Source organism: Vibrio sp. B1ASS3, from assembly GCF_905175355.1.
Classification (GTDB): Bacteria; Pseudomonadota; Gammaproteobacteria; order Enterobacterales; family Vibrionaceae; genus Vibrio; species Vibrio owensii.
Genome location: NZ_HG992742.1, coordinates 608,538 through 634,984, shown reverse-complemented (window position 1 = coordinate 634,984; position 26,447 = coordinate 608,538). Strand labels below are relative to the sequence as shown.

The window sequence follows — 26,447 nt, the reverse complement described above, 5'->3', positions numbered from 1 at the left end:
GACATATATAGCATAAATGCGTGGTTGGCTCTAGGGCAGAAAAAGAGACTCACACGCTCCTTACAGGAAAAAAGCAGCAAAATGAAACAAAGAGACTTCCCTACTCTCTCCTTCATCGTTTTAGGGAATGACAAATCAACGTGAGCGAAAAACATCAAAAAGCAAAGTTAGCTCCCATCAATCTAAGCGAAACGTCCTCGAAGGGCGAAGCCCGTTCTCATATGTCAGATACAAAAACGCCCCGCAAGTGCGAGGCGTTTTCAAAAGCTTTAAGTTAAGCGGTTAACTCAGTTAAGAATTAAGCTTGACCTTTAACTTCTTTAAGACCGTTGAAAGGAGCGCGCTCACCTAGAGCTTCCTCGATACGGATTAGTTGGTTGTACTTAGCAACACGGTCAGAACGGCTCATAGAACCAGTTTTGATTTGACCTGCAGCTGTACCTACCGCTAGGTCAGCGATAGTTGCATCTTCAGTTTCGCCAGAACGGTGAGAGATTACTGCTGTGTAACCTGCGTCTTTAGCCATCTTGATTGCAGCTAGAGTCTCAGTTAGAGAACCGATTTGGTTGAACTTGATAAGGATAGAGTTAGCTACGCCTTTCTCAATACCTTCAGCAAGGATCTTAGTATTAGTAACGAATAGGTCGTCACCTACTAGTTGAAGCTTGTCACCTAGTAGTTCAGTTTGGTGCTTGAAGCCAGCCCAATCAGACTCGTCTAGACCGTCTTCGATAGAAACGATTGGGAATTGGTTAGCTAGCTCAGCTAGGTAGTGGTTGAACTCTTCAGAAGTGAAAGTTTTACCTTCGCCTTTCATGTTGTAGATGCCAGCTTCTTTGTCGAAGAACTCAGATGCAGCACAGTCCATAGCTAGAGTAACGTCTTTACCTAGTTCGTAACCAGCAGCTGCAACAGCTTCTGCGATAACTTCTAGAGCTTCAGCGTTAGACTTAAGGTTAGGAGCGAAACCACCTTCGTCACCAACTGCAGTGCTGTAGCCTTTAGACTTAAGAACTTTAGCTAGGTTGTGGAATACTTCAGCACCGATACGTAGACCTTCTTTAAGAGTCTTAGCACCAACTGGTTGGATCATGAACTCTTGGATGTCAACGTTGTTGTCTGCGTGCTCACCACCGTTGATGATGTTCATCATTGGTAGAGGCATAGAGAACTGACCAGCTGTGCCGTTTAGCTCAGCGATGTGCTCGTATAGAGGCATGCCTTTAGCTGCTGCTGCAGCTTTAGCGTTTGCTAGAGAAACAGCTAGGATAGCGTTCGCACCGAACTTAGATTTGTTTTCAGTGCCGTCTAGTTCGATCATTACTGCGTCGATTGCAGCTTGGTCTTTAGCGTCTTTGCCAACTAGAGCTTCAGCGATTGCGCCGTTTACAGCTTCAACAGCTTTAAGAACACCTTTACCTAGGAAACGTGCTTTGTCACCGTCACGTAGCTCAAGAGCTTCGCGAGAACCAGTAGATGCGCCAGATGGAGCTGCTGCCATACCTACGAAACCGCCTTCTAGGTGTACTTCAGCTTCTACAGTTGGGTTACCACGTGAGTCGATGATTTCACGACCTAGAACTTTAACGATCTTAGACATTAATGTTTCCTCTCGTTTCAAATATAAATGTCAATTTTAAAGGGCAGCAGTACAACCTTTGCCGCTGCCCGTATCCTTTTACTTCTCGAATTCGCCGCGAGCGTTTTGGCCTGCAGCTTTAACGAAACCTGCGAATAGTGGGTGACCATCGCGAGGCGTCGAGGTGAATTCTGGGTGGAATTGAGCCGCTACAAACCATGGGTGAGCTGGGTTCTCAATCATTTCCACTAGTTTCTTGTCCGCTGATAGGCCAGATACTTTCAGACCCGCTTTTTCGATTTGCGGACGAAGATTGTTGTTTACTTCGTAACGGTGACGGTGACGCTCATGAATTGTCGCGTTGCCGTATAGTTCACGAGCTTTCGTACCTTTCTCTAGGTGACATAGCTGTGAACCAAGACGCATCGTACCACCTAGGTCAGACGTTTCAGTACGTTCTTCAACTTTACCTTCGCCGTCTACCCATTCAGTGATCAAACCTACCACAGGGTACTTAGTGTCTTTGTTAAATTCTGTTGAATGTGCACCTTCCATACCCGCTACGTTACGCGCGTATTCGATAAGTGCTACTTGCATGCCTAGACAGATACCTAGGTAAGGTACTTTGTTTTCACGAGCGTATTGTGCTGCGCGAATCTTACCTTCGATACCACGGTCACCGAAGCCACCAGGTACTAGGATTGCATCTAGACCTTCAAGCACTTCTACGCCTTTCGTCTCAACATCTTGAGAGTCTACGTATTTAATTGTGACGTTTAGACGGTTTTTCAAGCCTGCGTGTTTAAGTGCTTCGTTTACTGACTTGTAAGCATCTGGTAGTTCGATGTATTTACCGACCATACCGATAGTTACTTCGCCAGTTGGGTTCGCTTCTTCATAGATAACCTGTTCCCATTCAGACAGGTCAGCTTCTGGTGCGTTGATACCAAAGCGAGCACAAACTAGGTCATCTAGACCTTGAGACTTAACAAGTTGAGGGATCTTGTAGATTGAATCTACGTCCTTCATTGAGATTACCGCTTTCTCAGGAACGTTACAGAATAGCGCAATTTTCTTACGCTCGTTCGCTGGGATCATACGATCAGAGCGGCAAACAAGAATATCTGGTTGGATACCGATAGATAGCAGCTCTTTAACAGAGTGCTGAGTTGGCTTAGTTTTCACTTCACCTGCAGCTGCTAGGTAAGGAACTAGCGTTAGGTGCATGAACATTGCGCGTTCACGGCCTAGTTCCACAGCAAGCTGACGGATAGCTTCCATAAATGGTAGTGATTCGATATCACCTACCGTACCACCGACTTCAACGATAGCAACATCATGGCCTTCAGAACCTGCGATTACGCGGTCTTTGATAGCGTTAGTGATGTGAGGGATAACCTGAATGGTTGCACCTAGGTAATCGCCGCGACGTTCTTTACGTAGTACGTCTGCATAAACACGACCAGCAGTGAAGTTGTTACGCTTAGTCATCTTGGTGCGGATGAAACGCTCGTAGTGACCAAGGTCAAGGTCAGTCTCTGCGCCATCTTCCGTAACGAACACTTCACCGTGTTGAGTTGGGCTCATTGTGCCTGGATCAACGTTGATGTAAGGGTCAAGCTTCATCATAGTCACTTTTAGACCACGAGCTTCTAGAATAGCTGCAAGAGATGCTGCTGCAATACCTTTACCTAGAGAGGATACAACCCCGCCAGTAACAAAAATGTAATTTGTCGTCATGTTTAACCTGAAATTGGTTGAATGAGGGAAATGGAGTGCTTCTGGACGGGACGTAAATATACCAGAAGCTCCTAACCGCCACAACGTGAAATCTATCACACCGTAATTTTTTATTTTTTGCTTCAAATCAAAGTCGAGTATTCATGCAATTTCAGCTTTGCTCTTCTCGTTTCACTTCATCCCACATGGAATCGAGTTCATCTAGAGTAAAGTCTGTGAGCTGTTTACCGTGCGCTGCAACTTTAGTTTCCACGCCTTTAAAGCGTTTCGAGAACTTTAAGTTGGCTTTTGCCAGTGCCACTTCAGGGTCTTTTCCTAGGTGACGAGATAGGTTCACGGTAGCAAATAAAAGATCGCCTAATTCAAGTTCGACTTTTTCCTCATCCGGAGTAATTTGAAGCGCTTCTTCTATCACCTCTTCAATTTCTTCCTGCACTTTTCCGACAACAGGGCCAAGCGAGTCCCAATCAAAGCCGAATTTTGCGCACTTTTTCTGGATCTTTGTAGCACGAGAAAGTGCGGGTAGAGAGTTTGGTATTGAGTCTAGAATACTTTCTTCAGCTTTGCCTACTTGCGCTTTCTCTTTGGCTTTTTCCGCCTCCCAATTAGCGTTAATAGCCTCTTCAGAATCGAACTCTACTTCTGAAAAAACATGTGGATGGCGACGCGTCAGTTTCTCATTGACGGTTTCCACCACATCAGAAAAGTCGAATAGTCCCTGCTCTTTCGCCATTTGGCTGTAGAAAATCACTTGGAACAATAAGTCACCCAACTCTTCTTGCAAGTTCGGCCAATCGCGGTTTTGAATCGCATCCACTACTTCGTAGGTTTCTTCGATAGTGTGCGGAACAATGGTGTCGAAGGTCTGCTTTAAATCCCAAGGGCAACCGCTTTTTGGGTCACGTAACTTCGCCATGATTTGTTCTAACTGTTCAATTGGATGACTCATTTTCTCTGTTCCTTTAAACCTTTCTATCTAAAGAAAAAGGTGAGCAGCCAAAACCACTCACCTTCTAGATTATTTTATTTTCTCAGCGGCTTTCACTAAGTAATTGTTACTTTGACAAGGCAACAAGTTTTCGCGACTCCTGAGCATAGCTCGCCTATGTGATGGAGCAAGAAAACGCAGTTAACGCAGTAAAAGTGACAAGTACAACGTGAAAGTTAGCCTAAGCGTTTCACCGACATTACATCCTTGATCTGCTCAACACGTTTCGAAACGCGTGAGAACACTTCAAGGTTGGTCACTTCAAGGTCAAAGTCCATGATCGACATTTGCGTGCGGTAATCGACGCGGCTCTTCATACTGGTGACTTTGATTTTCTCGTTCGCAAACAGCGTTGTGATGTCTTTAAGTAGACCGCCACGTTCCATTGCTTCAACACGAACCGTCAAGATATAAGAACCGACAAAGCCGCTGCCCCAGACGGTATCGATAATACGTTCTGGTGCGTGATGACGAAGCTCCTCAAGCTGCTCACAGTCACTACGGTGAACCGAAATTCCGCGACCTTGGGTGATGTAACCTGCGATTTCATCACCTGGGATAGGCTGACAACAGCGCGCTAGGTGCGTCATTAGGTTATCGACGCCTTCCACTACGACTGCATCTTTCTTCGGACGACTCTGTGCTGGCGCGCGGCTTTCTGCTTCTTGCAGTTTTTCTAACGCTTGCTGATCTTCTTCTTCCGCGGTCGGCTTGTTCACCAATGCGTTAATGTGGTTGATGATCTGGTTGATACGCAAGTCACCACTACCAATACCAACATACAACTCATCAGCACTATTAACGTTAAAGCGTTTCAATGCGTAGTTATCAGCGTCTTTCAGTGTTGCGCCGATTTTCGCCAGTTCGTGTTCTAGAATTTCACGACCCGCTTCTAGGTTCTTCTCACGGCTTTGCTTGCGGAACCAAGCGTTGATCTTCGCACGCGCTCGGCTTGAAGTCACAAAGCCTAGCGACGGGTTTAACCAGTCTCGTGAAGGGTTTGGTTCTTTCTGGGTGATGATTTCAACCTGATCGCCCATTTGCAGTTTATGAGTGAACGGTACGATACGACCCGCTACTTTGGCACCGATACAGCGATGCCCCACTTCTGAGTGAATGTGGTAAGCGAAGTCTAATGGAGTTGCGCCCATCGGTAGGTCGACGACATCACCACGTGGAGTAAAGGCATACACGCGGTCATCAAATACCTGACTACGCAGCTCATCCAACATCTCGCCAGAGTCAGACATCTCTTCTTGCCAATCCAGTAGCTTACGTAGCCACGTGATCTTCTCATCGTAACCGCTACGGCTGCTTGCGCCTTCTTTGTATTTCCAGTGCGCTGCAACACCTAGCTCCGAGTCTTCGTGCATCTCTTTAGTACGAATCTGGATCTCGATGGTCTTGCCTTCAGGGCCAAGAATTACGGTATGGATGGACTGGTAGCCATTTGGTTTCGGGTTCGCTACGTAATCGTCGAACTCACTTGGCAAGTGTTTGTATTTGGTGTGAACCACACCTAGAGCGGCATAACAGTCTTGAAGTTTGTCAGCGATGATACGTACCGCACGTACGTCAAACAATTCATCAAACGCCAGACTCTTCTTCTGCATTTTGCGCCAGATACTGTAGATGTGCTTTGGACGACCACTAACTTCTGCGTTGATGCCGCATACGGTCATTTCTTGAGTAAGGTCGTCGACAAAGTCTTTGATGTATTGTTCACGGACAATACGACGCTCTGCCAATTGCTTCGCGATTTGCTTGTAGGTTTCTGGTTGTTGGTAGCGGAAGGCGTAATCTTCGATTTCCCACTTCAGCTGACCAATACCAAGGCGGTTTGCCAGAGGCGCATAGATATTTGCACACTCTTTTGCCGCTGCACGACGAACTTCGTCCGGCGCTTTTTTTACTTCAATCAGGTTACAGATACGTTCTGCCAGCTTGATGACCACGCAGCGGAAATCATCCACCATGGCCAACAACATACGACGAACATTATCTACTTGAGACGAGGCAGCACCACCATCCATTGTTACATTCAACTGGCCGATTGCCGCCATTTCGTCGACGCCATCGATCAGCTTAATGATTTCTTTGCTGTATTTTTCCTCAAGGAGTTCTCTATCAAAAGCACCGCTTGAGACCAAAGGGAACAGTTGCGCAGCGACGAGTGTCGCTTTATCCATCGACAAGGTGATCAAGATTTCGATCATCTCTCGTCCACGCCACAACAAAAGCTCCGCCTGCTCGTGGTTCGCCAAAATCGATTGGCAATCACGATACACTTCGGTTAAGCGTTTCGCTGTGTTCTTCTCTTGAGCTAGGCTAGCCACCCAGTTTTCAAGTTCAAACTGTTCATCTTGGTTTAAATGCGCGCTTCTTACCGCAACCATCTCATCATCCTAATTATTATATTTGTGTGGTTTGACTAACACCATCCAGGTTAGTTCTTGTGCCAAGCTTTAAGCGTTGGCTTATTGACCACCCACCACGTGTAAGTGATCAACAAAGTCCCAATTATCAAGACTTTTCAAACAGTGCCATCGATTCTAGATGACTGGTATGAGGGAACATGTCCAGCATACCTAATTTAGTTAATTGGTAGCCTTGCTCCAGCAAGCTCTGACTATCCCTTGCAAGGGTAGCAGGATTACACGAAACATAAACTACACGCTGTGCGCCAAGCGCAGAAACTTGATCGATGATCCCACTCGCGCCAGCGCGTGCAGGATCAAGCAGCACTTTGTCGAATTGTTCAGTCGCCCAAACTTGCCCTTCAAAATCCTGCTCAAGGTTAGCGTGATAAAATTGCGCGTTATTGATTTGGTTCAAAGATGCATTATTTGCCGCCTTTTCCACCATTTCTGCCACGCCTTCTACGCCAACCACGTGTTTTGCACGTTTTGCGATAGGCAAACTGAAGTTACCCAGACCACAGAACAAATCTAACACTCGTTCGTCACTTTGTGGGTCTAACCACTCTACTGCCTGAGCGACCATTTTCTGGTTTACCGCTTGGTTCACTTGAATAAAGTTATTTGGCGTAAATGGTACGGTGACACCCGCTTCTTGATAGAAAGGCACTTCACCTTCAATCAAATCAAGCTGATCGGTTTCTGGCATCAAGTAGAGCGATGCATTGTGACGCTTCGCCAATTCCACCAACAAGTTAGTTTCTTTTTCAGTCAGCTTACTTAGATGGCGTAATGTGATGCATGGACCATTGTCGCCTAGCACCAACTCTACGTGACCAAGTTGCTCTGGCTTCTTAAACGCTTTTAACGTCGAGTAGATTTCTGGCAATAGCACATTCAACTCAGGTGCGAGCACTGGGCAGTCTGTCACTTGCGCGATTTGCTTACTCTGTTTCTTACGGAAACCAAAGTGCAACTGACGAGTCTTTTTATCTACGAACAAGCTCACACGAGCACGGCGACGGTAGCCAAGAGACTCACCCAATACAGGCGCATCCAACTCGATATCACTGCCGGCAAATTTTCTCATCAACTGACGAAGCGTTTGCTGCTTGTGCGTCAATTGTTGATCATAGTTCAGATGCTGCAGGTCACAGCCACCGCATTCATGGTAGTGCGGACAAAATGGCTCCACGCGAGCGTCACTCGGTTTAAGGATTTTAATCAACTTACCGCGAGCGAATTTGCTCTTTTCTTCCACCAATTGGGTTACCACTTCCTCACCCGGTAGCGCACCATCAATAAACAATGGTTTCTTCTTAAGGTAAGCAATGCCTGCGCCGTGGTGATCCAAACGCTCCACTTGTACCGCTTGGTGGCGGGTATTAAGTTGCGTTTTCTTTTTAGGTTGAAAGATACGTGCCATGCTCTGTGCCTGATTTGTGTCTAATTGCTCTACTGCTTCACTATTCTTGATTGCAGCCGTTGTGTGATTCGAGTGACTTGATTATGCTTACCGTTTATCCGGTGACGTCACTTCTTTGCTCAAGGCTTTATCGTGCGCTTGAGAAATAATGCGTTATTTTCCCATATCCAGACTCCGATGTAATTAGATAACATGACCAGATATGGCTTAAGAGCACGTGTAATTACACTAACTCTCGCTCCCACTCTCATTATTGGTTTATTACTGAGCGGCTTTTTCTCATTTAACCGCTACCAAGACCTCGAGAAACAAGTTATCACCACAGGCAATAGCATTATCGAACCGCTTGCGATTGCCAGTGAAACTCACCTACTGTCCGAAAGTCGCGAAGCCGTTCGTCGCCTTATCAGTTACGCCCATCGCAAGAACTCAAAACTGGTTCGTAGTATCGCGGTATTCGATGAAAATCATGAGCTTTTCGTCACTTCTAACTTCCATCCCAACTTTGAAGCTCTGATGTTCCCGAAGGATAAGCCAATCCCTCAGTTAGGCAATTCGGAAATCTTCGATAACTCGCTTATTCTGCGCGTGCCGATTCTATCTGAAGGTCACTATCTTTCGGAGCTCTCAAATGAGAATCAGGGCACAAAAGCCATCGGCTACATCGCAGTAGAAATGGATCTTTCGTCGCTTCGATTACAGCAATACCAAGAAGTGTTCTCTGCGTTCTTGGTGTTGATCCTCGGTCTTGGTCTCGCGAGTGTGTTCGCCTCTCGCCTCATGCATGACGTTACTCAGCCGATCACGCACATGAAGAACGTGGTTGACCGTATTCGTCGTGGTCACCTTGATGTGCGTATCGAAGGCAAAATGCACGGTGAGTTGGACCAGCTAAAAAACGGTATCAACGCCATGGCGGTCTCGCTGTCGGAATACCACGTTGAGATGCAGCACAGTATAGACCAAGCGACATCAGACTTGCGTGAGACTCTGGAACAGCTAGAGATTCAAAACGTGGAGTTGGACATCGCCAAGAAGCGCGCCCAAGAAGCAGCTCGTGTGAAATCCGAATTCTTAGCGAACATGTCTCACGAACTTCGTACTCCATTGAATGGCGTAATTGGCTTTACCCGCCAAATGCTGAAAACACAGCTTTCGAACAGCCAAACGGATTACTTGCAGACCATTGAGAAGTCCGCAAACAACCTATTGAACATCATCAACGACATCCTCGACTTCTCGAAACTGGAAGCCGGTAAGCTAGCGCTGGAAAACATTCCGTTTGAATTCCGTGAAAGCTTAGAAGAAGTAATCAACCTACAAGCCACCAGCGCGCACGAGAAAGGTTTGGAAATCACCTTGAAAGTGGATCCGAAAATCCCGCAAGGCTTGGTGGGTGACCCACTGCGTATCCAACAAATCCTCACCAACTTGGTCGGCAACTCCATCAAATTTACTGAGCGCGGTAACATCGACATCAGCGTTGAGATGCGCTCACAATCTGGTGATTCGGTCGAACTGCAATTCATGGTGCGCGATACTGGTATTGGTATCTCCGAACGTCAGCAAGCACAGTTGTTCCAAGCGTTTAGCCAAGCGGATGCGAGTATTTCACGTCGCTATGGTGGTACCGGTCTGGGTCTGGTTATCACTCAGAAACTGGTGAGCCAGATGGGCGGCGAAATCAGCCTAACCAGTCGCCTACACCAAGGTTCAACCTTCTGGTTTACGGTTCGCTTGCACTCAACTGAAATGCCAATGAGCGATCTGATTGAAGTCGAACTACTAACTGGTAAGCAATTGCTGTTGGTTGAACCAAACATGCAAGCGGCGTCAGTGACACAACAGATCCTGAGCCAAGAAGGCATTCTGGTGACCTACCGCTCTTCGTTGCCAGAAAACGATGAGAACTACGATTACGTCTTGTTGAACTTGGCTGCCAACCAAACCTACGACGAACAGTCGGTAGCAGCTTGGATTGAGCAAGCCAAACGCATGGCGCCGAGTGTGATCATGGGTACGCCGAGTACCGAACTGGCACTGGCAGACCAAGTGATGAACGACCATCAGATCCAATGTCTGACCAAGCCATTATCGCGTCGTAAGCTTCTACAAAGCCTGATCACAGATCATGTCGAAACGCCTCAAGCAGTAATTGCACCAATTGAGCCAGTGATGAATGAACGCTTGCCACTGACGGTGCTTGCGGTTGATGATAACCCGGCCAACTTGAAACTGATCTCTGCGCTACTAAAAGAGCGTGTAGAAACGGTAACGGCGTGCAGCAATGGTCAGCAAGCGGTGAATCTCGCGACTGAGAAGAAATACGATCTGATCTTCATGGACATTCAAATGCCATTGATGGACGGCGTGACCGCTTGTCAGCACATTAAAGAGCTAGAGCTGAACAAAGACACCCCTGTGATTGCGGTAACTGCGCATGCCATGGCGGGCGAGCGTGACCGACTATTAGCAGCGGGTATGGATGACTACCTAACCAAGCCAATTGAAGAGCATGTGCTGCAACAGGTTTTGGTTCATTGGAATCCAAATACCTGTACAGAGAGTGTCGACAAAATCGCGCCATCGTATGTCGAACCTGTTGTGGAAACTGCGCTACCAGCGCCAGAAAAACCACAGCAAGATGTCATCATCGACTGGCAAGCAGCGTTAAAACAAAGTGCCAACAAAGAAGACTTAGCCAAAGACATGCTGCGCATGCTGATTGATTTTATTCCTGAGGTGGAAGAAGTGGTCGATCAAGCATTAGAGCAAGAAGACTTCTCGCGTGATGACCTTATTCATGTGGTGCATAAACTTCACGGCAGCAGCTCTTACTGCGGTGTGCCTAGATTGAAGTCATTGTGTGCCACCTTGGAACAAGCGCTGCGCTCAGGGGCTAGCATTGAAGACATCGAGCCAGAAATGTTTGAACTGCAAGATGAGATGATAAAGGTTACTAGCACCGCGAAACTCTATCTTGAGCAGTAGATAATAACGGCATAAATCAGAGTAATAAAAAAGCCAGAGCATCGACTCTGGCTTTTTCGTATTCGGTTATTAATCCGTAGTCAGGCTAAGTTAGGATTCAAAAATCACCGTCGCAACGGCGTAATGACGCTCATCCGAAATAGACAGATGAACATGATTGACGCCCATCGACTCAGCGATTTGTTTCGCCACACCGGATAAGGTCAATACTGGTTTACCAAACTCATCATTCGAAACCGTAAAATCATGAAAGGTCACGCCTTTTGCGATGCCAGTTCCTAACGCTTTTGAGGCCGCCTCTTTTACTGCGAAACGCTTCGCAAGGTAACGCCCTTTTTGCTTCAATTCAGCAAACTTTATCATTTCATCTTTCGACAAAATGCGCTTTGCAAAGGGTTCACCAGTACGACCGAGCGCTTTTTCAATGCGCTCAATCTCTGCGATGTCAGTGCCTAATCCTAAAATTGCCATGCTTAAATCTGATTACTTACGAGCCGCAACCATGATGGCTTTCATTTCTGCCACAGATTTTTCTAGACCATCGAAAACAGCACGACCAATGATCGAGTGACCGATGTTTAGCTCGTAGATTTCTGGCAGAGCTGCGATTGGTGCAACGTTGTGGTAAGTCAGACCGTGACCTGCGTTTACGATGATACCTAGGTCATCAGCGTAGCTAGCGCCTGCTGCGATCTTCTTCAGCTCATCTTGCTGATCTTCTTCTGTTGTCGCATCAGCGTAGTGACCAGTGTGAAGCTCAATGTAAGGTGCGCCACAAGCTTTTGCCGCATCGATCTGTTGACGGTCAGCATCGATGAACAAAGATACTTTGATGCCTGCTTCGGTTAGCTTTTGCGTTGCTGCCTTCACTTTCTCAAGTTGGCCTACAACGTCCAGACCACCTTCTGTTGTCAATTCTTCACGTTTTTCAGGAACCAGACAAACGAACTCAGGCTTAGTTTGTAGCGCAATCTCAACCATCTCGTCCGTTACTGCCATTTCAAGGTTCATGCGAGTTTGAATGGTTTCACGTAGGATGCGAACGTCACGATCTAGGATGTGGCGACGGTCTTCACGTAGGTGGATGGTAATACCGTCAGCACCCGCACGCTCTGCGATCTCAGCAGCATGAACTGGATCTGGGTATTTAGTACCACGTGCATTACGTAGAGTGGCAATATGGTCGATATTAACGCCTAAGTAGATTGAGCTCATTTTCCGTTACTCCGTGCTCGATATGTCTGAATGAATAATTCGCGACTTTTTAAAGGTTTGCCGCCAAGATACGGCTTTAATGCCATACGTGTAAAGCGTTTCGCCGCTTTTAATTGCTCTTTAGTGACGAATCGCCGTTCACTAATCGCAATCAATTCATTACCTAAAAATGTCAGGTTGTCGCGCCTTACTGAAGCTATGAATCCCTTTTGCTCACGATAGCGGTAAGTCATCTCAGGATCGACTGGCTCACCTGTCCCGGCGCAATGCAAGAAATCGACGCCATAGCCCATTGAAGAAAGCAGAGCCAATTCAAAACGACGCAATCCCGGTTCAGGGTTGTCACTCTGAGCCAATTCCGTTAGTGCATGCAGATAATCATGAAACAGGGCTGGCATCGGCACTTCCGCCATTAACACGCGCCCGACTAATTCATTTACGTACATTGCGGAGTAAAGGTTTATCCCGAACAACGGCAAGCCTAAACTGATTGGCTCAGCCTGACGTAAGGTTTTCATCGAACCTTTTCCGGACCATTTCAGCAATAGCGGCGTAAAGGGCTGCAATGCGCCTTTTAGATTGGAGCGTTTACTGCGCGCGCCTTTCGCCATCAACGTGATACGACCATACTCCTCGCTGAATACATCAAGGATTAAGCTCGATTCACTGTAAGGGCGTCGGTGCAATACAAAGCAGCGCTGGAAGCCTTCTGAAGACTGGTTGCTCATTTCAATCAGTGTGCCTAAGTCGGTAATAAAAAATAAGGAGCCAAGTGGCTCCTTATTTTAATCGATATTATATTTTAGTCGATGTTGGAACGAAGTGTCTTCGTCACCAAACTTATAAGTCGTCGATGTAACCTAGTGAGCGCAGTGCACGTTCGTCGTCTGCCCAACCAGATTTCACTTTTACCCAAGTCTCTAGGTAAACCTTACGACCGAATAGTTCTTCCATATCTAGACGTGCTTCACGACCAATTGTCTTGATCTTCTCGCCGCCTTTACCAATCACCATTTTCTTCTGACCATTGCGTTCAACAAGAATCAGGGCGTTGATATGGAAACCGTCAGTTTCCGGGTTGTAATCGAAACGCTCAATCTCAACCGTTACCGAGTATGGCAGCTCTTCACCAGTAAAACGCATCAGCTTTTCACGCACGATTTCAGACGCCATGAAACGCTGAGAACGGTCGGTTACGTATTCTTCTGGGAAGTGATGCGTTGCTTCTGGCAAGTGATCGCGAACGTGCTTGCGCAGGACGTCGATGTTCTTACCTTGCTTTGCAGAGATTGGCACAACGTCAACGAAGTCCATCTTCTTAGACATGTCGGCCATGTGCATCATCACTTCGTTACGATCTTGCACGTTGTCTACTTTGTTCACACAAAGCACAACTGGGAAGTTCGATTTTTGAAGCTTAGTCAGCACCATCTCGTCGTCTTTCGTCCAATGCGTACCATCGACCAAGAAGAATACTAGGTTCACGTCACTTAGAGATGAGTTTGCTGCACGGTTCATCAAGCGGTTAATCGCGCGCTTCTCTTCAATGTGAAGTCCTGGCGTATCTACGTAGATCGCTTGGTAATCGCCGTCGGTGTCCACACCCATGATGCGGTGACGAGTCGTTTGCGGCTTACGAGATGTAATCGAAATCTTCTGACCAAGAATTTTGTTTAGAAGCGTCGATTTACCAACGTTTGGGCGACCAACAATCGCAATAAAGCCACAGTGCTGGTTTTCTGGTGAACTGACTTCACCATTGGATGCAAAAAATGCATCGATATCGAATTCGTTATCAGCCATTTGTTAATTGCTCAAGTGCTGTTTCAGCAGCCGCTTGTTCTGCCTTGCGGCGGCTGGTGCCTTTACCAATGACAGGCTTATCCACACCTGCTACGTCACACTCAACCGTGAACTCTTGGTTGTGCGCTTCACCTTTAATATTAGTCACTGTGTAGACAGGCAGTGGTTTTCTTCTGCCTTGCAGGAACTCTTGTAGGCGAGTTTTTGGATCTTTTTGTGATACGCCAGGCTTGATGGCTTCAAGACGCGAGTTGTACCAGCTCAGTACAATACCGCGCACGGCTTCAATATCACTATCAAGGTAAATCGCACCAATAATGGCTTCTACCGCATCGGCTAGAATAGAGTCTCGGCGGAATCCGCCACTCTTCAATTCACCTGGACCTAATTTTAAATAATCTCCTAGACCGAATTCACGACCCAGTTCCGCCAATGTGTGCCCACGTACCAAAGTAGCGCGCATACGGCTCATGTCACCTTCGTTCACTTTCGGGAAACGATGGTACAGATCATCAGCGATGACAAAACTTAAAATTGAATCGCCCAGAAACTCAAGACGTTCATTATGCTTGCTGTTGGCGCTGCGGTGAGTCAGCGCCAAGTTGATAAGCCCAGCATCCTTAAATTGGTAGCCGAGCTTTCTCTCTAGTTTATCAATTGGAGAATTCATACTCTCTCGATATGTAATGGTTAGTGAATACCACCGACGCGGTTAAAACGCACACCAGTTGGAATCCATGAAGGTAGAACGCCGTCTGCGCCACGATCAAACTCGAAGCTGATCCAGATCGCCACAGCTTTACCGACTAAGTTTGCTTCTGGAACAAAGCCCCAGTAACGGCTATCAGCACTGTTATCACGGTTATCACCCATAACAAAGTACTGACCTTGTGGTACAACCCATTCGTTAACTCCTGGACGTGGCTGGTAGTTCTGCACACGGTCACGAGCGAGCGGGTTCACCAAAACTTGGTGTTCAACTTCACCCAGTTTTTCATTCATCTGAATCAGAGGAATGCCATTTTGGATGAATTGGCTCTCTTCAACATTGCTCAATTTGACTGGCTTACAAGATGATTCACCTTTCGATTGAATACATACCTGTTTGTCAGCAGAGTAACGCACGGTATCACCAGGCAAACCAACCACACGTTTAATGTAGTCAATGTTTGGCTGTGGTGGGTATTTGAATACCACGATGTCGCCACGCTCAGGCTTGCCAGTTTCCACTAGCTGCGTGCGCCATACAGGGTCTTTCAAGCCGTATGCGTATTTCTCAACCAAAATGAAGTCACCCACTAGTAGGGTTGGCATCATTGAGCCTGAAGGGATTTGGAACGGTTCATAGATAAAAGAACGTAATACCAGTACGAATGCAATCACTGGAAAGATAGAGACGCTGTTCTCTACCCACCAAGGCTGGCTTTCTACTTTTTGTAGCGTCACTGCATCCAGACCATTTGCTGTTTGCGCTTGGATCTCCGCGACCTTTGCTTGACGTTTTTTCGCAAACACCAGCTTTTCTAGTAGCCAAACTACGCCAGTTACCAAAGTCACGATAACTAGAATCAGTGAGAATGTATTCGCCATTAAATTCCCTTATCTAAAAATACGAAAGTGAAAGAGCCGAAACCCTTTCACTTATTTTACTATCTAACGTCTTATGACAGACAAGAGTACGAGATAGTTCAACTCTAGTCTTTACCAACGTGAAGAATTGCTAGGAACGCTTCTTGAGGCAGTTCTACGTTACCGATCTGCTTCATACGTTTCTTACCTTCTTTCTGTTTCTTCAGAAGTTTCTTCTTACGGCTCACGTCACCACCGTAACATTTCGCGATTACGTTCTTACGTAGCTGTTTCACAGTAGAACGCGCGATGATGTGGTTACCGATAGCCGCTTGGATCGCGATGTCGAACATCTGACGAGGGATGAATTCTTTCATCTTCTCTACAAGCTGACGACCACGAGTCTGAGACTGGTCTTTGTGCGTAATCAACGCTAGCGCATCCACTTTGTCGCCGTTCAGTAGTACGTCTACGCGTACCATGTTCGATGCTTCAAAGCGTTGGAAGTTGTAATCCAGAGACGCATAACCACGTGATGTAGATTTCAGACGGTCAAAGAAATCCAGTACTACTTCTGCCATTGGAATATCGTAAGTAACGGCTACTTGGTTACCGTGGTAAACCATATCTACCTGAGTACCACGTTTCTCTACACAAAGTGTAATTACGTTACCTAGGTAATCGGCAGGAACTAGGATGTTACAACGCGCGATAGGCTCACGGATCTCTTCGATGTCGTTAACCGCTGGCAGTTTTGCCGGGCTATCAACATACAGAGTCTCGCCGTTTGTTTGCTCAACTTCGTAAACTACTGTTGGTGCCGTTGTAATCAGGTCTAGGTCGTATTCACGCTCTAGACGCTCTTGGATGATTTCCATGTGCAACATGCCAAGGAAACCACAACGGAAACCAAAGCCTAGTGCTGCTGAGTTTTCTGGCTCGTAGAATAGCGATGCGTCGTTAAGGCTTAGTTTGCCTAGTGCGTCACGGAAGTTTTCGTAATCATCAGAAGATACTGGGAACAGACCCGCGTATACCTGAGGTTTTACTTTCTTAAAGCCTGGTAGTGGCTTCTCGCTACCGTTTTTCGCTAGTGTCAGCGTATCACCTACAGGTGCACCTAGGATGTCTTTGATACCACAAACTACCCAGCCTACTTCGCCAGTACGCAGAACATCAGTGTCCACTTGCTTAGGCGTGAAGATACCTAGACGGTCTACACCCCAAGTTTGACCTGTGCTCATTACTTTGATCTTGTCGTTTTTCTTCAGTGAGCCGTTTTTAATACGAACCAAAGAAACAACACCAAGGTAGTTGTCGAACCATGAGTCGATGATCAGCGCTTGAAGTGGCGCTTCTGGATCACCTTCTGGTGCTGGAATTGCTGATACGATGTTTTCTAGAACGTCATCTACACCGATACCTGTCTTTGCAGAACAGCGAGTAGCTTCCATTGCATCAATACCAACGATTTCTTCAATTTCTTCCGCTACACGCTCAGGATCAGCTGCTGGTAGGTCAATCTTGTTCAGGATTGGCACAACCTCTAGATCCATTTCGATCGCGGTGTAACAGTTAGCTAGCGTTTGAGCCTCTACACCCTGACCTGCGTCAACCACCAGTAGCGCACCTTCACAAGCGGCTAGAGAACGTGATACTTCGTACGCAAAGTCAACGTGTCCCGGAGTATCGATGAAGTTCAACTGGTACGTTTCGCCGTCTTTAGCGGTGTAGTTCAGCGTCACACTCTGAGATTTGATGGTGATACCACGCTCACGTTCAAGATCCATAGAATCCAGAACCTGTGCGGCCATTTCACGATCGCTTAATCCACCACAAACTTGGATTAGACGGTCAGATAGGGTCGACTTACCATGGTCGATGTGGGCGATAATCGAAAAGTTACGAATGTGCTTCATAGATTTAGGGTGACTAACTCTTTACAAATAGGGACAGTAAGAAAGCCGTCAGTTGACGGCATTTCAATCAAGTTGGCAGATTCTACCCAATTTCGTTAACGGGCGCACCTTATTTAAAGTTTAGAACTTATTGAATAGGTTCACCGAGAACTCGAATGAGGGTGACTTGACGTTTGGACTCATCTTCTAGCGGGCGTGACACACGTTTTGCGAGCCACATACCACCAGCCGCGAACAATACCGAAGCGAGGATGGTAATACCCTCACCGCCAGCGGTTAAAGGCGCAAGCAGGAAGTTGCCAATCACGGCACCGAGAATCAAACCAAATAAAGGAAGAAGGTAGACCGCCATGGCTGATTTGATCAGGCTTGCTTCAGGGAAGCCAATTTCCACCACCTGCCCTACTTTGACGGATTTGGGGGTACGCAAATGCCACGACAGCGTTTTGTTACCGATGGCTTTGGTAACCACGCCAGTGCCGCAGCTTTTTTGCGATGAACAGCTGCTGCAACTGGTCTGTTGCTCGCAGCTGAGATCGACATCATATTGCTGACCGTGGCGATGAACACCCGTCACGGTAGCCAATGCAGTCATCATTGCACTTCACTCTTTGTTACATTAAAAGTGACCGATTGTGCGATGCGCTGAGCCGTTGTTGGTGGGATATCACCTACAACAGAGATTTCATGGTTGCCGTTAATAAAGCTATGTAGAGTGCGACGACCTTGACGAACCAGCTGGCCTTTCAGCGAATGCTCATCTTTGTTCGCCACATACACAGAGAAACTAAACAGCCCATCTGAGTACAATTGACTTTCTACCATTTGGTCGGTCACTGCCATACGGTAGCGATTCAGTTCATTTGGGTGAAAACCTTCTGGTATCCAGCCCACAGTCCAATCGCTGGTGCCGATATCACCTTTCGGCATGGTCAAAACACCAGGTAATTGAACCTCTTCCAAACCACTCATCAGCTCGCCAATTTTAGGGTTCACTGAGTAAGAGATAGTTCGGTATTGTTCAAGCATTTCACCATCGCGATCGACCAGATCAGCACGCAGTGGCAACTTACTCTTCTCATCAATCCACAACACATAAGAATAACGCAAGCCATCTTTTGGCACGATACGTAGCACTTGTGTTGGTACGCCGGCTTCACGGGCACGACCTACTTTTACATAGTCGTAGTACAAGTTTAGCTCGTCGATGTTCGCGTTCAGCATCGGCATGATTGGAGCAACCATTTTACCCGATTCGATGGTAAATGGTTCCGCGCCGGTTTCGATGTAGCTTACTTCAGTGCCGCGACGAATAACCTCACGCACAGGACCGCTTAGATACACAAGATGTGCGTACTGGTCTTTGTCGTGAGTCGCATGACGATACAGCAAAGGCTCAATGCTGTTCTTTTTGATAAGGATATAAGAGAGTTCGTAGCTTAAATTTTTGCTCGCCTCGCTCATTTGATGCAATAAAGCCTCCGCTGGCTTATCACCAGCAAAGGCTTGCGAAGACATCAGACTGAACAGAGCGCAAGCGCTGATCAGAAATTTTTTCATTCAATATCCGGAGTCAGATGTGCATCTTGCTGAGACGCATCACTGTTAATTCTTAGCTGCAGTTCGTAGTCACGAAGCATAGCATGAACGCGTTTGCGTTGCTCTTGCATATTTGCTTCACCAACCGAACGCTCTACGGATTCACGCGTCAAGCTTACTGGTTCAGCGCTGCCAGCGAATGGCACGGTTTGAAGCACAGGAAGTTGATCGGCTTGTGGCGACATTGGGTCACTACCACCGTATTGTTGCACACCTAAAATCACAACGAGTGACACACACGCAGCGACCGCAACTTGACCAAACTGGGTCAACCAAGCTGGCAATTGGCGTTTCGCTTTTTGTGGCTCTGGTTGCGACTCTTTTGGCGCGTCGTTAATTGAAATCACGTTTGCACTGCGCGAATCGATAGCACGATGCACAGGCTCGTCTTCTAACGCTAACGCTACGCTTTCAGCAATATTCCACTCAGGCTTTGCTGGCGCTTCGCCTCGCATCACATCACCAATCAGGTGATAGTTCTGCCAAGCATCACGGCTCTCTTGGTCTTGCTCTAATTCTTGAATTAAAGCCTTATCGACCAATTCTCCATCCATGAGAGCTGAAAGTTTTTCTTTGTCAGCCATTGTTTTCACCATAGTTATCACTTGTACTAGCGCTGCAAAAGAGGTTTGATTTTCTTTTCCACCGCCTCACGAGCACGGAAGATACGTGATCGTACCGTTCCCACCGGGCAATCCATTACTTCAGCAATTTCCTCATAGCTTAAGCCGTCAAGCTCACGCAGAGTCATTGCCGTTTTCAAATCTTCAGGTAAGGCTTCGATTGCGCTGAACACTACCCGTTGCAATTCTTTGGACAACGTTAAGTTCTCAGGGTTCGAAATTTCTTTCAGTGCATTACCTGTTTCGTAAAATTCAGCATCTTCAGCATCAACATCCGTCGCAGGCGGTCTACGACCCTGAGCAACGATATGATTCTTCGCAGTATTCACCGCAATGCGATACAGCCAAGTGTAAAACGCACTCTCCCCGCGAAAGCTAGGGATAGCTCGGTAAGCCTTGATAAACGCTTCTTGTGCTACATCTGGAACATCGCCAGGATTACTTACGTATCTGGAAATAAGATTACATACCTTGTTCTGATACTTTGTTACCAGCAGGTTGAATGCTTGCTTATCTCCATTCTGAACTCGCTCAATCAATACTTGATCGGTCAGCTGCTCGTTCATTCGAGCGGATACTCCTATTTGTTATGCCCCTACTCTTCTCAGATATGGGTACTAATTATGCAAAACGTAGTATTGACACCACTGCTTACTTGAGCACTATTGTGACTCCGACGTGAATGAGAAAGTTCCATAGTTTCTCAAATTTTTTGTCATTGTTTTTTCACAGTGTGATGTCACTAGCCAAATCCCTCGCCACGTCTGAATTACGTCTCGTTTTGACAAGCGAGCATAGTGTTGGGGAAATGGGTATAATGGATGATCTCTGTCCCAGATTGTGCTGGGTAGAGCCTAGAAAAGCAATGGCATTGACAAACTATTACTTTTTGTTGGCACGGCTAATGGCTATCTGAACAACGCGTTTAAAATAAAACTCAGGAAGCATTCGCATGTCATCGACATGCAAAAATAAGAGTGGCACAAGTCACCAGAGTTGCGGTGATTTAGATACCTCCCAACTTAGCCCTTAGCGACGGATGTCACGTTAATGGATGCACATGGTGTGCAAAATATACACAAGGTAGCCTTGTTACCTTAGCTTGGGATTGTAAAAGTAATATGAACACAAATCGTGAACATGAATGTGATGTGTTAGTGGTAGGGAGTGGCGCCGCGGGCTTGTCGTTGGCTTTGCGTGTCGCAAACCACTGTAAGGTGATGGTTCTAAGTAAAGGACCACGTAGCGAAGGCGCGACATTTTACGCGCAAGGTGGTATCGCTGCGGTATTTGATGAGTCGGACACCATTGAGTCTCACGTTGAAGATACACAAATTGCTGGAGATGGTATCTGTGACGAAGAGACGGTTAAATTCATCGCGGAAAACTCAAAAGAGTGCGTACAGTGGTTGATTGATGGTGGTGTGCCATTTGACCGTGAAGACGATGATTCTGACGAAGAACCACGTTATCACCTTACTCGCGAAGGCGGACACAGTCGTCGCCGTATTTTGCACGCAGCCGATGCCACTGGTATGGCAATGCAAACGTCTCTGCAAGACAACGCACACAGCCACCCAAACATTCATGTTCTTGAACGTCACAATGCTCTGGATTTGATCACCGAAGATAAAATTGGCGGCGACAAAAACAAGATCATTGGTGCTTATATTTGGAACCGCAACGAAGAGCAAGTTGAAACTGTACGCGCAAAATTTGTTGTTCTCGCAACGGGCGGCGCTTCCAAAGTTTACCAATACACGTCTAACCCAGACGTCTCATCTGGTGATGGTATTGCAATCGCGTGGCGCGCAGGTTGTCGCGTTGCGAACATGGAATTCAACCAATTCCACCCGACCTGTCTGTTCCACCCAGAAGCGCGCAACTTCTTACTAACAGAAGCATTGCGTGGTGAAGGCGCGTATTTACGTCGTCCTGATGGCTCACGATTTATGCCGGATTTTGATGAGCGTAAAGAGCTTGCTCCGCGTGATGTCGTGGCTCGCGCTATCGACTTCGAAATGAAGCGCTTAGGTGCTGACAGCATGTATCTCGACATCAGCCATAAGCCAGCAGATTTCATTACTAAGCATTTCCCAACCATCTACTCTCGTTTGATGGATTTGGGTATCGACATGACTAAAGAGCCAATCCCAATCGTACCTGCGGCGCACTACACATGCGGCGGCGTCATGGTCGATCAAAACGGCCATACCGATCTGAAGAACCTCTACGCGATTGGTGAAGTGAGTTACACAGGCTTGCACGGCGCGAACCGTATGGCATCGAACTCGCTACTTGAGTGTGTGGTTTACGCATGGTCTGCAGCCAAAGATATTCTTAAACATCACAACGAAGTAGAACTCGCACCGCAAGTTCCATGTTGGGATGAAAGCCAAGTGACCAACAGTGATGAAGAAGTGATCATCCAACACAACTGGCATGAGCTGCGCCTATTTATGTGGGATTACATGGGTATCGTTCGTACCGATAAGCGCCTTGAACGTGCACTGCGCCGTATCCAGATGCTGCAACAAGAAACGCACGAGTACTACAGTCACTTCCGCGTATCAAACAACTTGCTAGAGTTGCGTAACCTTCTGCAAGTCGCAGAGCTAATGGTGCGTTGTGCGATGCAGCGTAAAGAGAGTCGCGGTCTGCACTACACCTTGGATTATCCAAACCAGCTAGAAAACAGCGGCCCAACGATTCTTACGCCAAACAAATAGCTCTGACACTAAAAAGTAACCGTCAGATACAAGATCAAATGGGAGCTTCGGCTCCCATTTTCCATTGTCGTAATATCAAACACAGTTGACGATATTCCACGTCTTCACAACTGTCTCGCCAAATCGTGACTTTCTCACCCGACACTAATTCAAACGTGACTTTGAACGCCACCGCCGACACATCAACGCTCGATATTGTCGAAGTTTGTTTGTCATTGCGTACTGTGCCATCACGATGCAAATACCAACCACTACAGGCTGAAGGTACGACAAAGCCACCTTGCAATTGGCAACGGATAATCAGTAGTAACAGATAAGTTGATAAGACGAGCGGGATATCAAAGCAGATAACCGCCCAAACGCAACCTAGGAGAAGAAGTTGGTTGGCAATTTGGGCGTATAGAGAAGTGTTAACCTTAAGATTAACGAACCTTGCTGAGGTTGTGTGCGACAATTTTATCAACCATCGATGCATGACCTAGGTTTTCGCTGCGACCGTGGCCCATCACCCAAGTAAACAGATCGGGATCATCGCATTCTAGTAGTGAGACGAAATCACGCTGCTCTTGCTCATTTAGTGCATCAAAGCACTCTTCAAAAAACGGCATAATCACCACGTCAAGCTCAAGCATGCCACGACGACAAGCCCATTTAATACGCGCCTTTTCTTCCGCAGTGTACATTCAGTATTCCTTCATAGATGTCTTGTTCTTAGTGCGGAGTGTAACAAGGGATGTGCAACGTCACTAGTGTGCGGGTCACAATATGTAGCCAAGTCGCTGCAAATCCTGAACGCATTTAATAAACAAACGTTCAGCAAAGCCAAACACCTTAAAATTGAGTGGATATATTGAGTGCTGACAAATGCCGATTCTGCATTTAACATAGCTGAAAAATATCTTCAAAAGGCATTGTAATCATGGAATGGCAAACTCGCTTTTCACCGCTGAACCTATCGACACAAGACGCACTACCTGAGCTGTCTATCTCGCTATTGGATAACCTAGGCATGATCACCATGGTTGGGGATGACAAAAAGTCGTACCTACACGGTCAAGTTACCTGCGATGTGGTTTCTATTGAGAAAGACCAATCAATGTTGGGTGCACATTGTGATGCGAAAGGTAAAGTGTGGAGTGTCTTCCGCCTATTCCACCATAACGATGGCTATGCAATGGTTCAGCCGAAATCAGCGATTGAAGTGGAACTAAAAGAAATCAAAAAATACGCGGTGTTCTCGAAAGTGACCATCGAAGAGTCTAGCGATGTCGTGCTGGGTGTTGCTGGTGAGAATGCAGATGCGTTCATCTCAACCCTAAATGCTGATTCTGGCGACGTGCGTACAGTTGAAGGTGGCACTGCAGTCAAAGTTGCTTCAAACCACTGGTTGCTTGCGCTTACAGCAGAAGCAGCACAATCGTTAGTGGAAGGTAGCCAAGCAACGCTGACTACTCATGAGCTTTGGACTCGTTTCGATATTGAAGCAGCATTACCATACGTGGAAGCAGACGCGCAAAACGAGCACATTCCACAAGCACTAAACCTACAAGCGCTTGGCGGCATCAGCTTTACGAAAGGCTGCTACACAGGTCAAGAAACCGTAGCGCGCGCGAAATATCGCGGCACCAACAAACGTGCAATGTACATTGTTAAAGGTGCAACTGCTGAAGCCTTAGGTGAGAGTGCGATTGAATTGGAGCGTAGCGTTGGTGAAAACTGGCGTTCAGTAGGCGCATTGCTCACGCATTACCAATTCAGCGACAACCAAGCGATGGGGCTCATTGTATTGCCAAACAACCTAGACGATGACACTCGTCTGCGCTTGGTTGCTCAACCTGAGTGTGAATGGGAAATCGCACCACTGCCGTACAGCCTTGACGATGAGTAACACCATTCATACCCCTTTGATGCAGTTTTTGGCAGACCAGAACATCGAGTTTCGCCTCCTTCCTCATCAAAGACCTGCAACGACCATTGAGGATGCCGCGCAACAACGCGGCATTCGCCCTTCTCAAATGGTCAAAGCGATTCTTTTGCGCGATATGGGGAACCAATATGCGCTTGCTTGTGCACCAGGTGATCGTAGCGTTGATCCAAAGAAGGTGCGCGCATTACTGCAGTGCCGTCGTATGACGTGCGTTGATCAAGCGGATGTAGAAGCGATTACCGGATACAAAATTGGTACTGTCACACCACTACTCTTAAAACGCTACATGCCGATCGTATTTGACCCAAGTTTGCTTGAAGAAAAAGAAATCACCATTAGCAGCGGAGATCGTATGGCTGGCTTAGCGCTATCCATCGATGATCTAATCCAATTATGCCAACCGACCATGGCTGATATCTGCCGCTAACATGTAATCAAGCGCAGGATTCTCACTCCTGCGTGATCTCACTCATATCTCGCCGATTACACTTAAGAATTTTTAATCATTTTTAAAACATAAATAGTCACACATGAAAAACTCGTATATGCTGAATTCGTTGGTTAAGTTTTCAACAACGACTTAGCCAACGTAAAGTGAATCTGCTGACTTGTATGACAGCGTTCATTAAGTCAGTCGTCCACTTTTGTGTAATGCATCTGTGACTATTCGCCCGCCGAAGCGGGCTTTTTTTTGGTTCATCGCGGCTTTCCGGGGAAAGCCGCTTTTATCTTTAAGAAGAAGTAATCAGTATCTCGATAGCCATATCCCATCCGCTTAATTAACTTTATCTTGTTATTTATCCCTTCAAGCGTACAGGTATTCAGCGGGTAGCTTGCTGAAGCAGTGATCCCATGAAGGTATGGACGGAGCTTTCGAGCGAACTCTTTGAGCGGCTTAATTCCACTCTCATTCACTTGTCCCAACCATACCTGCCACAGGTTTTTAGCCTGAAGTTCAGAGCCGCAACGCCATAGCTCTTTTAATTGCGCACCCAGTAAGTAGGTTGTCATCAAGTCCTGATTCATATTCAATATTTCTGTGAGGTAGCTTTCCTGTTGTGTATTTAAATTATCCTTATTTTTCAATAATACCCAGCGCGAACGCTTGACCCATTGCCTTGCTTTTTTATCCTGTTTTAGCTTATTGGCTTGGTCGACTCTGACTCTATCCATCACTTCACGACCGAACTTAGCAACAACGTGGAACAAGTCATAAACGACACGGGCATTTGGGCAATGCTCTTGGACTTCAAGGTCAAAAGCCGTATTCATATCCATTGCTACTGCTTCGATATTTTTTCCGTGCTCGCCTAATTGTTCAAAGAACGGTCGAATATCCTTGCGGCTACGACCTAGCCCTATCCAGATAACCTGATGACTTTTCGCATCTGCAATGACTGTCGCGTAACGGTGCCCTTTAAAAATGGCGAACTCGTCCATGACGAGTTGCCTTAATTCACCCCATTTAACTGGCGGTACTACCTGTTGAAGCCGACGTTTATCTATCTCTTTGATTGTGTGCCAATGAACACCAGTCACTTGGGCTATATGTTTGATTGGTAGCAGGGGCAACAACTGTTCTATATAGCTTCGTAGGCGGTTAGTGATACGAGCATAGGGTTCCAACCAAGATAGTTGTTCTGTTTTAATGCCGCAGTGGCTGCACTTGATGCGTCGGGTTTGAACGGACAGTTCAACGGGAGCTCCTAGCAGTGTGGCTTCCTTCACGTTACGCCATTGATACTCATGTATGGCTTGAGCTTTAAGCCCGCACGGACACCTAGCGATAGAGTTAGGTTTGAGAGTGAGCTTTATTAATGATGGCGTCTGATGAGACTTTACTATATGAAAGCCTTCCCAGAATGAAGATAGGAAAGTATGATTCGACATGAAAACGGTAGTTTGTGTAGGTTTTGTTTGGC

General features: G+C 46.7%; 23 protein-coding genes. 4 read left to right on the top strand and 19 right to left on the bottom strand.

Annotation, left to right across the window (positions count from 1 at the left end; all coding sequences use genetic code 11):
• Positions 1-298: 298 nt before the first annotated feature.
• From eno to rlmD, 5 genes are all read right to left on the bottom strand, one after another.
• The gene (eno, locus tag KJB05_RS03040; RefSeq protein ID WP_005425372.1) at positions 299-1,600 is read right to left on the bottom strand and encodes a phosphopyruvate hydratase; all 1,302 of its coding nucleotides are present in this window, start codon (positions 1,598-1,600) and stop codon (positions 299-301) included.
• Positions 1,601-1,678: 78 nt separating this feature from the next.
• Entirely contained in the window at positions 1,679-3,319 is a 1,641-nt protein-coding gene (locus KJB05_RS03035; RefSeq protein ID WP_009707596.1) for a CTP synthase, read from the bottom strand.
• 151 nt (positions 3,320-3,470) lie between these two features.
• Positions 3,471-4,268, bottom strand: coding sequence for a nucleoside triphosphate pyrophosphohydrolase (gene mazG / locus KJB05_RS03030; RefSeq protein ID WP_208445627.1), 798 nt, complete (start codon positions 4,266-4,268; stop codon positions 3,471-3,473).
• 215 nt (positions 4,269-4,483) lie between these two features.
• A complete protein-coding gene (relA, locus tag KJB05_RS03025; protein ID WP_208445628.1) occupies positions 4,484-6,703 on the bottom strand; it encodes a GTP diphosphokinase in 2,220 nt (739 codons plus the stop codon).
• A 127-nt stretch (positions 6,704-6,830) separates the two neighbouring features.
• Positions 6,831-8,150 carry a 23S rRNA (uracil(1939)-C(5))-methyltransferase RlmD gene (gene rlmD, locus KJB05_RS03020; RefSeq protein WP_208445629.1) on the bottom strand — a complete coding sequence of 440 codons (1,320 nt, stop codon included), beginning with the start codon at positions 8,148-8,150 and terminating at the stop codon, positions 6,831-6,833.
• A gap of 192 nt (positions 8,151-8,342) precedes the next feature.
• Between rlmD and barA the strand changes: the two genes are divergently transcribed.
• The gene (gene barA / locus KJB05_RS03015) at positions 8,343-11,141 is read left to right on the top strand and encodes a two-component sensor histidine kinase BarA (protein WP_208445630.1); all 2,799 of its coding nucleotides are present in this window, start codon (positions 8,343-8,345) and stop codon (positions 11,139-11,141) included.
• A 90-nt stretch (positions 11,142-11,231) separates the two neighbouring features.
• On the opposite strand, the gene acpS is transcribed toward barA, so the two are convergent.
• The 11 genes from acpS to rpoE all read right to left on the bottom strand — a co-directional run bounded on the left by acpS (position 11,232) and on the right by rpoE (position 20,435).
• Entirely contained in the window at positions 11,232-11,612 is a 381-nt protein-coding gene (gene acpS, locus KJB05_RS03010; RefSeq protein WP_208445631.1) for a holo-ACP synthase, read from the bottom strand.
• A 12-nt stretch (positions 11,613-11,624) separates the two neighbouring features.
• On the bottom strand, positions 11,625-12,356 hold the full coding sequence (gene pdxJ, locus KJB05_RS03005) for a pyridoxine 5'-phosphate synthase (RefSeq protein ID WP_005426507.1): 732 nt from the start codon (positions 12,354-12,356) through the stop codon (positions 11,625-11,627).
• Positions 12,353-13,084: a DNA repair protein RecO gene (recO, locus tag KJB05_RS03000; protein WP_005426504.1), complete on the bottom strand. Its 732-nt coding sequence runs from the start codon at positions 13,082-13,084 to the stop codon at positions 12,353-12,355. Before recO ends, pdxJ begins: the two co-directional genes overlap by 4 nt.
• Positions 13,085-13,196: 112 nt before the next feature.
• Positions 13,197-14,159, bottom strand: a complete 963-nt coding sequence (gene era / locus KJB05_RS02995; RefSeq protein WP_005436447.1) for a GTPase Era — start codon at positions 14,157-14,159, stop codon at positions 13,197-13,199.
• Positions 14,152-14,829 carry a ribonuclease III gene (rnc, locus tag KJB05_RS02990; protein WP_208445632.1) on the bottom strand — a complete coding sequence of 226 codons (678 nt, stop codon included), beginning with the start codon at positions 14,827-14,829 and terminating at the stop codon, positions 14,152-14,154. The genes era and rnc overlap by 8 nt, the downstream gene beginning before the upstream one ends.
• Positions 14,830-14,849: 20 nt before the next feature.
• The gene (lepB, locus tag KJB05_RS02985; RefSeq protein ID WP_208445633.1) at positions 14,850-15,749 is read right to left on the bottom strand and encodes a signal peptidase I; all 900 of its coding nucleotides are present in this window, start codon (positions 15,747-15,749) and stop codon (positions 14,850-14,852) included.
• Between the two features lie 104 nt (positions 15,750-15,853).
• On the bottom strand, positions 15,854-17,647 hold the full coding sequence (gene lepA / locus KJB05_RS02980; protein ID WP_208445634.1) for a translation elongation factor 4: 1,794 nt from the start codon (positions 17,645-17,647) through the stop codon (positions 15,854-15,856).
• Positions 17,648-17,774: 127 nt separating this feature from the next.
• Complete coding sequence (locus KJB05_RS02975) at positions 17,775-18,245, bottom strand: SoxR reducing system RseC family protein (protein WP_033005323.1); 471 nt, start codon at positions 18,243-18,245, stop codon at positions 17,775-17,777.
• A complete protein-coding gene (gene rseB, locus KJB05_RS02970) occupies positions 18,242-19,207 on the bottom strand; it encodes a sigma-E factor regulatory protein RseB (protein WP_005436456.1) in 966 nt (321 codons plus the stop codon). Before rseB ends, KJB05_RS02975 begins: the two co-directional genes overlap by 4 nt.
• Positions 19,204-19,830 carry a sigma-E factor negative regulatory protein gene (locus KJB05_RS02965; protein ID WP_005449785.1) on the bottom strand — a complete coding sequence of 209 codons (627 nt, stop codon included), beginning with the start codon at positions 19,828-19,830 and terminating at the stop codon, positions 19,204-19,206. The genes rseB and KJB05_RS02965 overlap by 4 nt, the downstream gene beginning before the upstream one ends.
• A 26-nt stretch (positions 19,831-19,856) precedes the next feature.
• Entirely contained in the window at positions 19,857-20,435 is a 579-nt protein-coding gene (gene rpoE, locus KJB05_RS02960; protein WP_005436461.1) for an RNA polymerase sigma factor RpoE, read from the bottom strand.
• 555 nt (positions 20,436-20,990) lie between these two features.
• Between rpoE and nadB the strand changes: the two genes are divergently transcribed.
• Positions 20,991-22,598 (top strand): L-aspartate oxidase, encoded by a 1,608-nt coding sequence (nadB, locus tag KJB05_RS02955; protein WP_208445635.1) that lies wholly within the window; start codon positions 20,991-20,993, stop codon positions 22,596-22,598.
• 34 nt (positions 22,599-22,632) lie between these two features.
• Here nadB and KJB05_RS28500 read toward each other — a convergent pair whose 3' ends face one another.
• Positions 22,633-23,073, bottom strand: coding sequence for a protein YgfX (locus tag KJB05_RS28500; protein WP_307797869.1), 441 nt, complete (start codon positions 23,071-23,073; stop codon positions 22,633-22,635).
• Positions 23,021-23,281, bottom strand: a complete 261-nt coding sequence (locus KJB05_RS02945) for a succinate dehydrogenase assembly factor 2 (protein WP_005429937.1) — start codon at positions 23,279-23,281, stop codon at positions 23,021-23,023. Before KJB05_RS02945 ends, KJB05_RS28500 begins: the two co-directional genes overlap by 53 nt.
• A gap of 236 nt (positions 23,282-23,517) precedes the next feature.
• Here KJB05_RS02945 and ygfZ point away from each other — a divergent pair, with 236 nt between their 5' ends.
• A complete protein-coding gene (ygfZ, locus tag KJB05_RS02940; protein ID WP_208445636.1) occupies positions 23,518-24,486 on the top strand; it encodes a tRNA-modifying protein YgfZ in 969 nt (322 codons plus the stop codon).
• Positions 24,479-24,952, top strand: coding sequence for a YbaK/EbsC family protein (locus KJB05_RS02935; protein ID WP_038891909.1), 474 nt, complete (start codon positions 24,479-24,481; stop codon positions 24,950-24,952). The genes ygfZ and KJB05_RS02935 overlap by 8 nt, the downstream gene beginning before the upstream one ends.
• Before the next feature lie 269 nt (positions 24,953-25,221).
• Here KJB05_RS02935 and KJB05_RS02930 read toward each other — a convergent pair whose 3' ends face one another.
• Entirely contained in the window at positions 25,222-26,415 is a 1,194-nt protein-coding gene (locus KJB05_RS02930) for an ISL3 family transposase (RefSeq protein ID WP_213053070.1), read from the bottom strand.
• Positions 26,416-26,447 lie beyond the last annotated feature (32 nt).

Excerpts from the sequence above, each read along its gene's own strand:
- eno (WP_005425372.1), bottom strand. The coding sequence starts at position 1,600 with ATGTCTAAGATCGTTAAAGTTCTAGGTCGTGAAATCATCGACTCACGT.
- KJB05_RS03035 (WP_009707596.1), bottom strand. The coding sequence starts at position 3,319 with ATGACGACAAATTACATTTTTGTTACTGGCGGGGTTGTATCCTCTCTA.
- mazG (WP_208445627.1), bottom strand. The coding sequence starts at position 4,268 with ATGAGTCATCCAATTGAACAGTTAGAACAAATCATGGCGAAGTTACGT.
- relA (WP_208445628.1), bottom strand. The coding sequence starts at position 6,703 with ATGGTTGCGGTAAGAAGCGCGCATTTAAACCAAGATGAACAGTTTGAA.
- rlmD (WP_208445629.1), bottom strand. The coding sequence starts at position 8,150 with ATGGCACGTATCTTTCAACCTAAAAAGAAAACGCAACTTAATACCCGC.
- barA (WP_208445630.1), top strand. The coding sequence starts at position 8,343 with ATGACCAGATATGGCTTAAGAGCACGTGTAATTACACTAACTCTCGCT.
- acpS (WP_208445631.1), bottom strand. The coding sequence starts at position 11,612 with ATGGCAATTTTAGGATTAGGCACTGACATCGCAGAGATTGAGCGCATT.
- pdxJ (WP_005426507.1), bottom strand. The coding sequence starts at position 12,356 with ATGAGCTCAATCTACTTAGGCGTTAATATCGACCATATTGCCACTCTA.
- recO (WP_005426504.1), bottom strand. The coding sequence starts at position 13,084 with ATGAGCAACCAGTCTTCAGAAGGCTTCCAGCGCTGCTTTGTATTGCAC.
- era (WP_005436447.1), bottom strand. The coding sequence starts at position 14,159 with ATGGCTGATAACGAATTCGATATCGATGCATTTTTTGCATCCAATGGT.
- rnc (WP_208445632.1), bottom strand. The coding sequence starts at position 14,829 with ATGAATTCTCCAATTGATAAACTAGAGAGAAAGCTCGGCTACCAATTT.
- lepB (WP_208445633.1), bottom strand. The coding sequence starts at position 15,749 with ATGGCGAATACATTCTCACTGATTCTAGTTATCGTGACTTTGGTAACT.
- lepA (WP_208445634.1), bottom strand. The coding sequence starts at position 17,647 with ATGAAGCACATTCGTAACTTTTCGATTATCGCCCACATCGACCATGGT.
- KJB05_RS02975 (WP_033005323.1), bottom strand. The coding sequence starts at position 18,245 with ATGATGACTGCATTGGCTACCGTGACGGGTGTTCATCGCCACGGTCAG.
- rseB (WP_005436456.1), bottom strand. The coding sequence starts at position 19,207 with ATGAAAAAATTTCTGATCAGCGCTTGCGCTCTGTTCAGTCTGATGTCT.
- KJB05_RS02965 (WP_005449785.1), bottom strand. The coding sequence starts at position 19,830 with ATGGCTGACAAAGAAAAACTTTCAGCTCTCATGGATGGAGAATTGGTC.
- rpoE (WP_005436461.1), bottom strand. The coding sequence starts at position 20,435 with ATGAACGAGCAGCTGACCGATCAAGTATTGATTGAGCGAGTTCAGAAT.
- nadB (WP_208445635.1), top strand. The coding sequence starts at position 20,991 with ATGAACACAAATCGTGAACATGAATGTGATGTGTTAGTGGTAGGGAGT.
- KJB05_RS28500 (WP_307797869.1), bottom strand. The coding sequence starts at position 23,073 with ATGCATCGATGGTTGATAAAATTGTCGCACACAACCTCAGCAAGGTTC.
- KJB05_RS02945 (WP_005429937.1), bottom strand. The coding sequence starts at position 23,281 with ATGTACACTGCGGAAGAAAAGGCGCGTATTAAATGGGCTTGTCGTCGT.
- ygfZ (WP_208445636.1), top strand. The coding sequence starts at position 23,518 with ATGGAATGGCAAACTCGCTTTTCACCGCTGAACCTATCGACACAAGAC.
- KJB05_RS02935 (WP_038891909.1), top strand. The coding sequence starts at position 24,479 with ATGAGTAACACCATTCATACCCCTTTGATGCAGTTTTTGGCAGACCAG.
- KJB05_RS02930 (WP_213053070.1), bottom strand. The coding sequence starts at position 26,415 with ATGTCGAATCATACTTTCCTATCTTCATTCTGGGAAGGCTTTCATATA.